This window comes from Vibrio sp. 10N.237.312.B06, from assembly GCF_041464685.1.
GTDB classification, from domain to species: domain Bacteria; phylum Pseudomonadota; class Gammaproteobacteria; order Enterobacterales; family Vibrionaceae; genus Vibrio; species Vibrio tasmaniensis_A.
On the sequence record NZ_JBFSPI010000005.1, the window covers coordinates 68,807 to 83,262 of the forward strand.

Annotated in this window: 11 protein-coding genes; 7 read left to right on the plus strand and 4 right to left on the minus strand. The window is 42.2% G+C overall.

The window, feature by feature from the left end; genetic code table 11:
• Positions 1-78 precede the first annotated feature (78 nt).
• The 4 genes from AB6C75_RS02490 to AB6C75_RS02505 are packed head-to-tail and all read left to right on the plus strand — an operon-like array spanning position 79 to position 5,651.
• Positions 79-1,404, plus strand: coding sequence for a tyrosine-type recombinase/integrase (locus AB6C75_RS02490; RefSeq protein ID WP_372106730.1), 1,326 nt, complete (start codon positions 79-81; stop codon positions 1,402-1,404).
• The gene (locus AB6C75_RS02495) at positions 1,397-3,133 is read left to right on the plus strand and encodes a hypothetical protein (protein ID WP_372106732.1); all 1,737 of its coding nucleotides are present in this window, start codon (positions 1,397-1,399) and stop codon (positions 3,131-3,133) included. Before AB6C75_RS02490 ends, AB6C75_RS02495 begins: the two co-directional genes overlap by 8 nt.
• Positions 3,130-5,190: a hypothetical protein gene (locus AB6C75_RS02500; protein ID WP_372106734.1), complete on the plus strand. Its 2,061-nt coding sequence runs from the start codon at positions 3,130-3,132 to the stop codon at positions 5,188-5,190. Before AB6C75_RS02495 ends, AB6C75_RS02500 begins: the two co-directional genes overlap by 4 nt.
• Before the next feature lie 2 nt (positions 5,191-5,192).
• Positions 5,193-5,651 (plus strand): hypothetical protein, encoded by a 459-nt coding sequence (locus AB6C75_RS02505; protein WP_372106735.1) that lies wholly within the window; start codon positions 5,193-5,195, stop codon positions 5,649-5,651.
• A 260-nt stretch (positions 5,652-5,911) separates the two neighbouring features.
• Here the strand turns inward: AB6C75_RS02505 and AB6C75_RS02510 are convergent, their stop codons facing one another.
• Together AB6C75_RS02510 and AB6C75_RS02515 are read right to left on the minus strand one after the other, a co-directional pair.
• A complete protein-coding gene (locus tag AB6C75_RS02510) occupies positions 5,912-8,629 on the minus strand; it encodes a TrlF family AAA-like ATPase (RefSeq protein WP_372106737.1) in 2,718 nt (905 codons plus the stop codon).
• Between the two features lie 244 nt (positions 8,630-8,873).
• The gene (locus tag AB6C75_RS02515) at positions 8,874-9,161 is read right to left on the minus strand and encodes a hypothetical protein (RefSeq protein WP_274702427.1); all 288 of its coding nucleotides are present in this window, start codon (positions 9,159-9,161) and stop codon (positions 8,874-8,876) included.
• A 119-nt stretch (positions 9,162-9,280) separates the two neighbouring features.
• Here AB6C75_RS02515 and AB6C75_RS02520 point away from each other — a divergent pair, with 119 nt between their 5' ends.
• The 3 genes from AB6C75_RS02520 to AB6C75_RS02530 all read left to right on the plus strand — a co-directional run bounded on the left by AB6C75_RS02520 (position 9,281) and on the right by AB6C75_RS02530 (position 11,840).
• Entirely contained in the window at positions 9,281-9,475 is a 195-nt protein-coding gene (locus tag AB6C75_RS02520; protein WP_372106739.1) for a hypothetical protein, read from the plus strand.
• A 274-nt stretch (positions 9,476-9,749) separates the two neighbouring features.
• The gene (locus tag AB6C75_RS02525; RefSeq protein WP_372106740.1) at positions 9,750-11,447 is read left to right on the plus strand and encodes a hypothetical protein; all 1,698 of its coding nucleotides are present in this window, start codon (positions 9,750-9,752) and stop codon (positions 11,445-11,447) included.
• Between the two features lie 141 nt (positions 11,448-11,588).
• Positions 11,589-11,840, plus strand: a complete 252-nt coding sequence (locus AB6C75_RS02530; RefSeq protein WP_017103429.1) for a DUF6482 family protein — start codon at positions 11,589-11,591, stop codon at positions 11,838-11,840.
• Positions 11,841-11,931: 91 nt separating this feature from the next.
• On the opposite strand, the gene AB6C75_RS02535 is transcribed toward AB6C75_RS02530, so the two are convergent.
• The gene (locus AB6C75_RS02535; protein WP_372106742.1) at positions 11,932-13,173 is read right to left on the minus strand and encodes an NADH:ubiquinone reductase (Na(+)-transporting) subunit B; all 1,242 of its coding nucleotides are present in this window, start codon (positions 13,171-13,173) and stop codon (positions 11,932-11,934) included.
• A 198-nt stretch (positions 13,174-13,371) separates the two neighbouring features.
• A complete protein-coding gene (locus AB6C75_RS02540; RefSeq protein ID WP_372106744.1) occupies positions 13,372-14,358 on the minus strand; it encodes an SPOR domain-containing protein in 987 nt (328 codons plus the stop codon).
• Between the last annotated feature and the right edge of the window lie 98 nt (positions 14,359-14,456).

Genomic DNA, 14,456 nt, shown 5'->3' on the forward strand with positions numbered 1-14,456 from the left:
ACACACATAAATAAATCTGGAAAATAATCAATCACTGACTATGCTGTATGTATGGTCAGTGGTTTTCTAGGTGAATTTATGTTTCTCATACAATCAAGCAATGTCTATAAACAGACAGAACTATCAATCAGTGACAACACCTGCCAATGCTCTCCTGTTAAGACGAAGGGGAATATTGGCTCCCTACCAACTCTGTTTAATGGTGATGGTTCATTCAACCATGAAGCTAATAGCTACCTCTTTTACCAAAAAGCGGTTAAGGATGCTAAAGACCTTAGTCCCTGCTCCCAAGCTCTTTATGCCTATTATCAATTCCTTGAAGATGAGAACTTAGCATGGGATACATTCCCTCCCGTCAAAAGGCTAAAACCAACGTATCTATTTCGCTCTCACCTACTAAAGCAGATTAAAAAGGGTGACTTGGCGCATAGCACTGCTAGCGTTCGCATGAACCAAATCGTCAATTACTATAAGTGGTTGATGCATGACGGTTATCTAAAGATAAAGAACGAGAAAGAAGCGCCATTCAAAATGGAATTTGTTTCTGTTCAGAGTACGGGAATGTTGGCTCACGTTTCACCCACTTTTACCATAGAAACAAGTGACCTACGCATTAAAGTCCCCAAAGATGCCGACAGTAGCAATATCCGGCCTCTCACTCCGCTGAGCCAAGAGCTGCTGAGTATTCTCACTCAATATCTGCCCAAGGCTTCAGAGGAGCTGCGCTTGCAGGTGCTTATTTCTCTTGATACGGGTATGCGTATCCAAGAGATAGCCACGTTATCCACGAAAGCTATCGATACAGCGACACCGGTAGCTGAAAGTAGGCACCGCTTTGAGTTGTCGCTATCACCTCAAGCCACCGGTGTGATGACCAAATACCTTAAATCTCGCCAAGTAGAAATCTCTGCCGAGTTGTTATCGACATTGAATGAATATCGCGTTTCAGAGCGAAGGATCAAACGGGTAAACAAGCTTGACCAAAAACTTGAAGCACTACCAGAAACGGCTAACACGCTAAAGAAAGAGGCGCTTGAGCGATTGGAGCTATCTGAGCGTCACGAACCTTTGTTCGTCAGTGAGCAAGGCAACCCCGTAACCGCTAAGTCGATCGAGGCTCGTTGGACAGAGCTAAGAGCCGAGATAAAACAGACCTACCCCACATTCACACATCGCTTTCATGACTTGCGCTCGACTTATGGCACTTATCGACTCAATGACATGCTTGAAGCAGGGCTATCTTCATCAGAAAGCTTGGGACTACTGATGGGATGGATGGGACACCGAAACGAATCAACCACTTGGAAATACTTGCGCTACTTGAAGCGCAAAGAGGCTTTCAAAGTCAAGTTCGGCATCTTAGACGGCATCATGCATGAAGCGTTAGGCGGTGAGAATGAGTAATATCGCTTATTTGCACGGCTGGAAACCAGAGCTTTGTTTTCAACTAGACGACAACCGCTTGACTGACTTTAATCGCTTCATGTTTAAAGGCTTTCCTTTAACTGCATTATTACAAAAGGGAAATCAATTTGAGAATGCAAATAGGGAAGGATTTATCCTTCAAATGAAGTCTCGCTTCGATGATTTTGTAGATGAAGGAAAAAGCCACCAATCACTGTACAATGCATACAATAAATGCTCTCACTATCTTCGTTGGTGCGATGAAAATAATGAAGAGGCGTTCACACAACACGCCACTGAAGCTTACTTTGAATCTCTTTACAAAGAGGTATTACTTGGAAAAATAAAACGATCCACCTACGGTACTAAACGCACTCAAATTTTGCGCTTATTTAGTGATTACTTAGATCTGCCAAGTACGTACTTTGACAATATCGCCATCATAGATAGAAGCGACTGTGAGCCCTTTGAGGCTTATACTCGCAGTGATTTAAATCAATTACTACCTTTTTTGCGCAGTCTATTTAAGCAAACTACAAAGCAGTTTATTGATAGTCCTGAAAAGCATATAAATGCACATAAGAGCAGGCCCACTATGACGTTTAAATGGAAAGGGAAACGTTATAAAATATGTGGTGGTATCAGTAAAATGATGTGTGCTGGCACGTACCTGCTGGCTTACTACACCTACGCCAATACCAGTGACTTGTTCCAACTAAAGCAACCAGATAACGCCTCTACATCAGTCGGTGAAATTTGGTACACCATGCCCGCTTTTAAGCGTCGAGCATTCAAAACCATCCAAGTTGAAATGGGCGGTCATGAGTTGGATATACCTAAATACACAATGAGCTTCTTTGATACGCTGCTCGAAGCATCACGCCTTATTTCGACTGATTCCAATGCCACACTATTACAAACAGTGGTATCAAAACAGCACGCTCAAATCAAAAGTATGACATTGCAAAGTTTCTGGAAAGGATGGGTAGAGAAGCACTTTTCTTTTATCGACCAAACTCGATGCCGTCTACGCCCTATGATTAGCCGCTTTCGAGAAACAGGCGCACAAATCACAACTTACCATCAGGGTGAGTTAGTGAACAACATCATGCTCAACAACACCTCTAACACGAGAAAGAAAAGCTACAGCAAGGGCAACCGAGCTGCCAATAATGGGATGATGCAAGATGCGATGTCCTTGCGAGAGCAAGAGATTAAGCAAGGTGAAAGCACGAAAGAAGCCAAAAAAAGCTTAGGCATTGATGTGTTGGTTATCGAGGCAGAAAACAAAATCAACCTCCCTAACTTGAGTCGTACTCCGAACGGAGGAAGTTGCTCTGAGCCTTTTGGTGAAAAGTCAGAAAAGTACACAAGAAAAGCTCTCAAGCATGGATTGATTAAAGACGGTGAGAGGTTGGCGTGTGCCGACTTACTTGGTTGTTTCGGTTGCCCAGACCAGGTAATAGTTCAATCTCTCTCAGATATTTGGTGCCTATTAAGCTTCAAAAGCTGTATTGAAGAATCCCTATATCGCCATCTTGATGTTCATCACTACAAGCAGAACTTTGAAGACATCATTGCGTTTATTGAGACGCGTATTCTGCCAAACATCAAGTCCTCTCTACTTAAAGCGGCCGAAGAAAAAATGGACGATGAGGGCTTACATCCGAACTGGGATGATGCCGAATCAGTGCTTAGCCTCATTCCATCACAGGAGACATCCAAATGAGCAACGATAAATTCAATACTGACCATTTGTATCTTGCTGACTTTCCCGTTGAGCATAAAATCCAGCCTACCGATATTATCACCTTGTACCATGAGAAGCGATTCGACGAATTGGATGCTGTAGTGGTTTGTCGTGATAAGGACGGTAACATCACCGCCACCTTCGGCCAAAACATCTGGGATTGCTTTGCTTTTTCACGTAAAAAAGAAAAGAACAATCTTAATTTTTCGGCATTAGATACCCATCCAGAATTACAACGAGAGTTGAAGTTGTTCACTTACGGTTGGCTATTTAATCTATCTCCTCAAAAAAGGAAAGCACCAAAATTCACATCTATTCACTCTCGGCTTAGTAGCTTTAAGACTACCTACCGATTTCTCGAACAAGAAAGAGTACAATCTATCTCTGCGCTTTCGTCCCCTAATATGCGTCTAAAATTCGATGATTACCTTATAGAAAAAGAGCTGAGTTCTAGCACGCTTGAAAAAATGTTTGTAAGTATCAATAAAGCCATTGAGTTCACTAACTGGCACAAGATAACCTTGGGAACTATTCCTATCGCATCAAATAAAGAAGCTAGACGATTAAGTAGCATCGAAGAACAACAAACATTAGTTATTCCTGAGCGCCTGTGTCACGCTATCTATAGCAAAGCAATAACTCTTATTGAAGAAGCACTTCCTTATGCTGTACTCATTGCCGAGACTGAACGAGGCCTCCAAGATAACCACATACAGAGTAAGCAAACCCTAGAGGATAAGATGAAGGCTGGCGGTGTCTTCACATTCATGAATTCCGATGGGAGCATTGATACCCACAAGTTTTCTATCGCTATTCATAACTATCAACCTAAGCAACAAAGTGAACTGATTAAGCCACTGGCAACAAAGCTAACCAATATCCCCTTAAAGAATGGCAATGATTTTAAGCGATACTTAGGGCAACTAATCACGGCGAGTTACATTGTGTGTGGCGGCTTTAGTGGTATGCGTGATAGCGAACTCGACAAGCTCACTCCGAACAGTTATTACCAAGACTCACTGAGTGGCCGTGTACACCACCTTCTTCAATCCCATACGTTTAAATTGGGTGAAAAACGAGAAACGTGGGTCACAGCAGCGGTGTCAAAAACCGCGATTGATTTGATGTCCATCCTCACTAAAAAGTGGCGAACTGAAGTGCAATACCCCGATGAGAAATACGCAAATTCGCTTTGGGTAAATCAAAAATACCGCTCTCATGCGCCCAAATTTATTACCGATTGGAACTCTCGACTACGCCAATTTTGTCAGCAATTTGATTTTGTTGTTACTGAAGAAGATTACCAAGAATGCATAGAATCTAACCCTCGGTCATTACTCAAAATTGAAAAGCAAATTGTAGTTAATCAACCTTGGTGGTTTTCGACTCACCAGTTTAGACGCACCTTGGCATTTTACTGCATTAAAAACCGATTAAGTTCACTGGTTGCACTCAAGCAGCAGTTCAAGCACTTGTATCTGGCGATGACAGAGTGGTACACCAATGGTGGGAAATTAGCCAGCCTTCGTGATTTAAAGGTCGATCCGAAAATTCAACAAACGCTAGATGAGATTAACGCTGAATCCACTGCCAATAAAATTTTCAAACAGTGGCATTCTGATGAAACATTATCAGGCGCACATGGCAAAGCTATCATGAAGATGCGAGGTGATATCCCTACAATCTACAGCTCTTGGGACACCATTTATAAAGCGGTAAAAAACGGAAAACTCACGCTTCATGGCTCACTGCATAGCTACTGTAAGAGTGGCTATGATTGCGATATGGATGGCGTAGTTGCACCGCAGTTTTGCGTTGATTGTTCGTCTGGAAGCAGCATCATTGATGAGCAACAAGCCAAGTGGTGGCAAAAGAAACATCGTAGTTTGTCGGCCTACATGGAAACAGGAGACGATATTACGGTCACAGATAGAAGCCATTACATCACTCAAATTAGAGCGGCAGAAAACGTCATGCGTGACTTTGGGATGGAATTTACGCCTTTTGAAGCCGAACTCAATATCACGGAGGTTTAAGCATGGGTAAGAGTGAAAATACATTAGTCGCCCTTGAAGCAGCGCTAGACCGAATCGCCAATGGTAAGCCGAAGCATATCCCTAAAAGCCGCAAATTGAGCGTGAGAGCGGTTGAGGAAGAAGCGAAACTCGGCAATGGCAGTGGTTATTACTACCCTGAGTTTGTTGAGAAGGTGAAGCAGACCAAGATTGATATTGCAGAAGGGAAAGGCGAATACGTTCAGCCAGAAATCCAAGCGGTGCGGAGTAAGCTCAAAGAGCAAAAGCGCATTAAAAGTAACTTCAAAGACAAGTATGAGGCGGAGCGAGAGAAGTTAGCTCTGTTTGCGGCTGCACAGCATCACCTGAATGATAAGTTAGTTAAGGCACTGGCTCGTATTGATGAGTTGGAATATGAGAATGCTGAGCTTCGAGAGAATCTAGCCAAGCTAAAAAGGAGTAAGGTGGTATCAATTAAGTAGTTCCACAGAAGCCCACTTGAATGACAATTGAGTGGGCTTACCATTACCTATCCAAATCTACGCTTTCAAACTCATTTTTGGACAATTCTGTGTTAGTGAGGTTGCTAATTTAGCAATACTTGGATTATCTCAGCTATTGCAAAAGGCTTTTTCTTGCGCTCAATCGGTTGGACTATCTCCAATACCTTAGATATATCACCGGCATAAATTGCCAAGATTGTACTTGGCAATTCTCTTTCATTAGGTGCAAGCCATCTTCATTACAATTGTGAGATTCGCTGGAAGCGTTTGTTAAATGCTTCACGCCCCCCTTCCATAATCTCACAGACTTCATCTCTTATATTTTGTTCGATGAGACTACCACTCGTCTTAATCTGAACTTGCCCACCTCTGAACTCCATAACATTGACTAGCTCAGCATCACCATTCACTACGATATTTGGGTTATGTGTCACTATAATAATTTGTCGCCGTTTTTTGTTACTTTGTATCTGATTTACAATTAAGCTATAAACTAAGGCGTTATCTAAGTCATCTTCTGGCTGGTCAACAATTATCGGTTCGTCACCATGACTTAGCAGAAAAGCAAGTATCGCCGCTGCTTTTTGTCCTGCAGAGCCCTTATTTATACTTGTAAATTGGGTGCCATTCCCACGCTGAGAGTACTTAACTTCCAAAAAGTCATCAGGTATCCAACAGGCCAATCTAGCTAAAAACTCTGGTTGTGATGCATATTTTTCTTTTAGAAACTCAATAAATCTACGATCTCCACGGAAACCATCGGGCTCGATACCATTGACTAGCTGTGTCAACGTATCTATTAGATTTTTGTGTGCTTCAATTTTGGCGTCATATGTACTATCCGAGTGTATCAGTCCGTGAAGAAGGGTGTTTTCGTTTTCAGGTTCATAGATCACAGAAGCAAAGCGTTCATTCCCTATCAATTCTCTAAATGTTCGTTCAACTTTAGATACATCGGAGAAAGGACGAATAGTCATCTGAACATATTCATTATCTGAAAGCACTTCATCTATAAATTGCTGGCGATTAGATTGAAGCTCACTTCTCAAGCCGCGGATTTCTGAAAGTAGCTCTTCCTTTTCCTCAAGTATGCTTTCTCTTCTAAGCTTATCTTCTTCAATAGCTGCAAGCTGTACTTCTATAGTTTCTTTTTCTCTCAACCACTCTTCATACTCTTGCGAGTTGAATTCAACTCCTCGTTCTTCGTAGTCTGCAACGATATCTTGATAACGTTGCTCAGACTGCTTTTTCACAACCATCCAGTTCGAGTTTTCAATCGATGATTCCCGCCGAATTTTCGCCTGCTCTAATCTTAGTTTTAGTTGTTCAAGCTCTGTAAAAATATTTGTTATTTCACGGTCAAAAACAGCATGAATGGCCTCAAGATCTATTTTTAGTACATTGAACGGAAGTTCATGAGGCGACAAATCTAACGTTGGTCTTGGGAGCTGGCAAAGTTCATCAAACTTTGTTGCTATTTCGCTAACGTCACCAGCATTTTCAAGAGTTCGAGTAACACTAGACATCAACTGATTTCTAAACAGTATCTGACTATGGCCTCCTGATTCAAAATTCGTGATGTCACTGGAGACTTCCATTAGTCTGGAACGCTTCGCACCTTCTTGAGCAATACTCCGGTTTAGCTCAACTTCATCTGAACATAACTGTAAGTATGACCTTCGTTTTTCATCAAAATTATCACGCCATTCTGAGATATTAACCAGTGGTGACCGATCTACAAGCTCTAGTAAACTATTAGGGTTTGAGGATAAAGCATTGATCTGCTTTTGACTGTATATGTTTACAGGGAACCTTTCTTTGATACTTCCTTCATCAACAATCCAACTTCCCTCATTAAGCCTTTCAAAGCTAATAGGTGAACTTCTCTTCCAGTTGGCCTTATAGTCAGAAGAATTTCTTTTGAGCGTAATCTCAATATCAGTTGTTGGAGTAGTTACTCCTTCGACAAATGCAGATATGTCTTGGTGTACGCTTGTAAGTTCTTCAGTATCTTCACTGCGTCCCAGCGACAACCGTAAAGCCTCTATAAATGTTGACTTTCCGGTACCTCTTCCACCAATAATGGAATTAAATAAAGGGTGAAACTGAACTGTTGGAACGTTTTGTGGGTTCATACCACAATGACGCATCCCTTTTACAGTTAAGGACTTTATATACGAACGAGGAATTTTATTGGGATTTTCTTCTTGGTTTAGAACACAAAAAGCATGATCTCTTACCGCAAAATCAAGTCCATCTTTATTTGGACTCCCCATTTTAATCCAGCTATAGCTAGCCCCCAACTCTCTTAGTGTATGAGCATCAGAACCTCGAACCATAGCTAAATGTGCAGTATCTTTTCTCAGTTCAATATGTATTGATTCATTTTCTTGGTACGAACTGTCAATAAACTGTGCACTTTCAAATAGTGACAAGTGTTTTTTGAGATCTGGATTTGTACTTGTTACGTTGTGAAGAAGGCCTTTGGTAATGTCGATATGAGCAGGTATTGCAATACCATTAGCATCTCTAATCTTTTTTACTACGGTCTCTATTGAAAGGGTAGTAAAACAATTTTCTGGGTCTCCAAAAGAACCTTGAAGTTCACAACTACCCAAAAATCTAGTGATGTCTTCTGTTGTTGCACTTGGGTCGAATACTGCCAATAAGTGTATGCGCGTAGCACCTAGGGACAAAGTTAGTTCACACCCGGGGAAAATGGTTACTGGGCGAAACCAATCTTCTGATTGTACCTCACTATACTCACTCTTTAGAATATCAACCCATTCACCTGTGTTGTGATCTGTGATTGCCACGCAATCTAGTTTCGCAGTCATAACACTTTGTAACCAGTCTCTTGCGGTAGGAGAATCTGGTTCTCGGTAATCTAAAGACGCAGGGGTGTGGGTATGAAAGTCAAACTTATACCACTTATTACTTATACTTGCTTCAGGCATTATTTTATCTCATGAGTAGAGGGGATTTTTAGTCCATCTAGCTAGCATACCGTTATATGCAACCGCATACCAATTAGTTCCTCACACAAAAAGTCGTTTTAGTAAAAATATCGGAATACCAAGGACATAGAACTACGTACTGGTACGGAGCTAACTGATTTTGGGGCAAAATCTTGTAATAGCTTCAAATTGAATAAGCTGACGGGTAATAAAGAAGCCCCGCAATAGCGAGGCTTAATGATGTTTATTTGTAGTACTGGTGGCGTCTTCTTGAATTATGCTTCCAGCACTTCGCAACGTCGTATACGTATGCAGGATAATCATCCCACGGGTTAGCTAGTGCTTTCCCTCTAGCTGCTCGCAGTTTGATTGGGTATCCAAGACACTCAACTTTGTGTAGGAAAAAGTAGCTCTTCTCTTGCTTAGTTGAAAAATGCTTATGTGTTCCGCTACGCACGTTCGGGTACACATCCCATAGATAAGTGCCATGCGCCTTGATATGGCTTCGGTACTGTTGCTTAAGTTTTTTCATTTACCCTCCAGGTTTACATTACCTAGAAGGGGTCCTCTGCAAAGTAGTTCATTCGTCCACCATGATGTGCTCTTTGCCTAAGTCTAGCAAACTCTAGTTAGGGCCTAAAATCATTACCAATGCTTATTAAGCAAACCATGCTTCTTAAAACACTTCGGGGCAAAAATGAGCTTGCCGCTACAAGGCACCTGCCTCTCCACTTCTTAAAATCAAGCTTTCAAGAAGTGACTAATTTTCTGGAAACTGATAGCATCAAAGTTCAAGATTTAGGAAAAACAGCTAAAGAATGCTGTTTTTCTGGAAAAGGCTCGTAAGCCTTATCACACTAACCTTTCCAGATTTATTTCAGAATCGACCTGTGTTGGTAGTATACTACCATGCGATAAACCACTGTAAGTCAAAGAAATATTATACAAAAGCCGACCTATGTCGGCTTTTTTTGTTTTTTACCGTATGGTTGGGATGTTTATTAACCGAACAGCATTTTACATACTTAACTTGGAATCAAGATCAAACTACAATCGCGCGCTATAAAATTACACGCATAAAAAAAACAATTAGCTCTAATACATGAAGGATGTACGAGTAATGAAAAAAGTGAGTATTCTCGCAGCAGCGATTGCAGTGGCTTTAACAGGTTGTGGTAGCGACAGTTCTAATTCAGGTGTCACAACACCGACAGAACCATCAACAACAACCAACAAATTTATCGATGCCGCTGTTGAAGGTATCTACTACAGCACTAGCTCTGGTTCAAAGGGCATCACAAACAGCGAAGGCGAATTTACCGCTAAGTCTGACGATACGGTGACCTTCTTCATTGGTGGTGAAAATGGCTTGAAAGTAGGGGCAGCATCAAACCGTGATGTACTGACACCATTTGAAGCGGCGGGCAAATACGACCGAGCTCTAAATTTAGCAATTCTACTTCAGTCTTTAGATAACCAATTTGGTAGCGCTTCTGATGAAGTACTGACAATTCCAGATGCGTTGCGCGAACCTGATGCTGCGACGTTAGCGAAGATGAAAAACCTAAGTCTAGATGACCGTGATTCTGTTACAGACTTCCTAACAGCGATGGGAGTCACTTCAATTACTAATGAATCTGAAGCATTGGCTCATATGGAGAAAGCATTCGGAGAAAAATCAGGGACTGTTCGCGGCAGCGCTGATGCCAATCCATTTGTAGCGAAAAATGGGCAATTTATTCGCTCAATCATGGTGAGACAGTATGATATTAACGATCCAAACAACCGCCCTAACGACAAAACAATGTTAGTTCACGCTGACAAAATGCTCCCTAAAGCTGTGTTTGAACATACACGTGGCACGCCTTACTTCACTTATCAAGATTCAGCCAATGGTCTTATTGCTGTAAATGACAGCGACTCTTTATTGTCATACGCAGACGCTGAAAAGTACATCAGCTGTGTATTGGCAGGGAGTTCTGCAGGCTGCAATCAAACAGCTCACCCAGACTTCACCCTAAACGCTCCGTTTTCTTACCTTCTACTTGATAAAAGCAAAGAAAATACAACACCTAAACCAGAGAGTTACGGTTGGGCACCTTTCATTGAAGGGAATCAACAAGTCCTCAACCACTACACGCCAAACAAACTGGAAGATGATCGAGATGAAGGCGATGCAACCCCTTCATACCAATATGAAACTCTTTCAGGTAGCTATGACCCAATTACAAAAATATACACACAGATTCGTTCAAAAACAGAGTTAAGCGACCCATCAAGCGAATCAAGTAAAGCAAAGCGTATCGAAGAAAGTTTGAATTTCTACTATCACGTAGAAACACCTAGCGACGAAAGGTACGTAGACTTTACTGGCTCTTGGGATACCACTCAGATTTGCGCTGATGGACAAAATGCTGTCATGAGAATGGTATTTGATTCTGAGGGCGCTACCGTATCAGGGAAAGAGTGCAATGCAAACTCACCGGCAGATCTTGAAGACTCAGGCAAGAAGTATACCTATGAAGAGCTTGCTGCAATTGACTATTGGTGGTTTAACATTTCGGGACGTGAATCAAAAGCAACCCTGACAGATTTAAACTCAGTTGTGCGCTTCTGTGATGATACTGACAATGATTATATTCCTGGTTCAGGAGATAAATGTCCTGTTGATGCAAATGGTAATAACCAAGAATACATCATTAAATGGGAATACCAACCTGCTGGTACTAACTGGGATGAAGGGTTGCTAACTCGCCGTAAAATGACTCCAGACGGATCAACAACAGGCCGTGTGAGCATCATGCAAAAAATCAACTAACCTTTGAGTTAATTTGATTACTTATTAATAAACCAGAAGCTGAGCTTCTGGTTTTTTCATTTTTAACACACATGAACCTTCAAACAACCATCAACGTAGATACAGAAACAAAGAACTATCGAGAACAACATGGAGTTTGTTATGAATCTACTCATTGAATCATTTGAAGGCGGGATCTACTTGGCTTACCAAATCATTGGCGAGCAAAAGCAATTAATCAAAGACGACCACCAGCACCCAATGAAGTTTTTGAGTGTTAACCAAGCCCGCGACCACTTCAGTGATCAAGGCGTATCGTCAGCAATGCTGATACACAACAGTGCATACGATGAGATGTGCGGTGAGCATTGTGGTAACACCCAACCATTCGAAATTGATTTGAAGTGGAGTTAAATCAACTTCAAATCAATCGCAATAAAAATTGAAAGGCTTGCAGCGATGCAAGCCTTTCTTATGGGAATCGCTTTCCCTATCTGCACTGAAATCAGCGCAATGTTCGTTTCTGCCTGCGTTTGATGTTTTGCTCTTTCACTACAAAGTCGAACAGCGGAGCAAAAAGGTTAGCAAACAAGATCGCCAACATGATGCCCTCTGGATAAGCAGGGTTGAGCACTCGAATACCGACCGTCATCACACCGATCAGAATCCCGTAAGCCCACTTACTCTGATTAGTAAACGCGGCAGAAACTGGGTCGGTTGCCATAAAGAAAGTGCCAAAGGCAACACCGCCCAATACAAAGTGCCAGTAGAACGGCATCGAGAACATCGAGTTGGTATCAGAGCCAATCCAGTTCATCAAACTCGAAGTCACGACGAGACCGATAATCACACCGGCAACAATGCGCCAAGAGGCGATCTTCATGACAATCAGAATCAGCCCCGTCAACATGATAAGCAATGAAGAAACCTCGCCCATCGAACCCGGAATATTACCGATAAAGGCGTCCATCCAAGTGATCGCCTCGCCAGTCATGTTATTGATGAGTGACGCGCCACCACCTTCATACCATTGGCTTAAAGGTGTTGCACCAGAATAACCATCGGCTGCCACCCATACTAAACCTCCCGACATGTTGGCAGGATAGGCAAAGTAGAGAAAGGCTCGACCAGCAAGCGCTGGATTAAGGAAATTTCGCCCTGTGCCACCAAACAGCTCTTTCGCGACAACGATACCAAAGGTGATACCTAGCGCTGCTTGCCATAACGGGATAGTCGGTGGAAGAATTAAGGCAAAGAGAACCGAGCTAACAAAAAATCCTTCGTTGACCTCATGCTTACGTACAACGGCAAACAGCACCTCCCAGAAACCACCGACGACGAAAACTGTCGCGTAAACGGGTAAGAAGTAGAGAGCCCCGAGCAGCATTTGACTTCCCCAGCTACTTACTATCAATGACTGTGCATCAGCAAATGCCCATGACAAGCGCCAACTACTCTCAATAACCGAGGTAAGTTCGTTAAGTTGATAACTGGATGTAAGTGCCGAGACACTCTGGTGCCCGACGTTATACATGCCCCAGAACATGGCAGGGAAAGTCGCCAGCCACACCAGAATCATAATTCGCTTGAGATCGATACTATCTCGAACATGGGTCAAGCCTCGGTTTACGTTGCCGGGCGTATAAAAGATGGTGGCAAACGCCTCATAGACAGGGTAAAGCTTTTCGTATTTACATCCGGCTTCAAAACGCGGGGCTACGTCTTCTAATCGTTTCTTCAAACTCATAATCTCAATCACCTTATTGCTTGAGTTATGGTTTTCTACGCACCAACTGCTCTATTTGAACAATTTTTAGCTATTTTTAATCAAATTTGTATTGAAAATCCGAGTATCCGGAAATAGACCTGATATTGAAAAGAAAGGCGTATAAACAACAAAGCCCCAGCAATGGCTGAGGCTTATTTGGTATTACGCACGTCTTCGTTATTTCACACACATCACATTAAGTAGTGAGGAGCCTTTAAGCTGGTTTACGTTACCGTTAGTAAACAGGCCTTTTTTATCCGCTCCCCAATAAGGTAGATGCATTGGCCAGTTCTGATTTTCCATGACCTTCGACCCTAAGAGACTTTGCCACTGCTTTTCAGTCAACAGCGTCATATTAATCTTATCACATACTAATTCGGCACTGTCGTAATCGAGTCGGCTCCAAGGTTTACCTTGCTCCATATAAAACTGTTGTTCATCACCTAAAAGATAAGGAATCGCATATTTACTACCCGCAACACTCGCTGTCATGCGTATTTCAATGTTCAGATCATTGTCTGAATTTGCACCATGACTAGGGAAAGCTTGAATGGCAGCAGCACTCGCGACTGCAGTTTTTTGAGCAGCAGCTATCGGCTTCGGCGCTGGTTTCGCTGCTACTTTAGCCTTAACTGGGGCTTGATGCTTAACCGTTTTTGGCTCTGCCGTTTTTGACTTCATTGCTTTGGTCACGACCGGTTGTGAAGAAGAGGTCTTCGATTTATCAACCATACGAATAAAGGCTTCGCCATACCCAGAAATCTTACGTACCTGAGCTAAGTCTTTTCTCGCATCAGAGAAGGTAGAATAAGGACCAATTAGGCAGCGATAATCTCCACCTTCGGGCTTCATCCATACGTTAGTTGAAATCTTCTCATACAATGGCTTTGCTTTGCTCAGTGACAAAGGCTTATTCAACAAACCACATTGAACCCAAAACAGCTCATTATCTGAATGATGTTTAGGCGCTTTATTGCCCCAAACGCCTTTACCAATCGGACATGATTGTTCTAGCTGTGGTAACTGATTGGTGCTTGCCTGAGTCGCATCGCATAGAACCGATTCGGCATTAACTTGGCTTGATACCAACAGGGATGCAGCAATAAGCCCCATACGATAATTTCTAACCACAGCACGACATACAACATTCATTGTCAACTTCATAACCACCACTTAAACCCTCTAGGGGTTAATTATTACCGAACAAATGTCGATAAAACATGAATTCCATTTTAAGTACTATTGACTCTATCAATGGTACT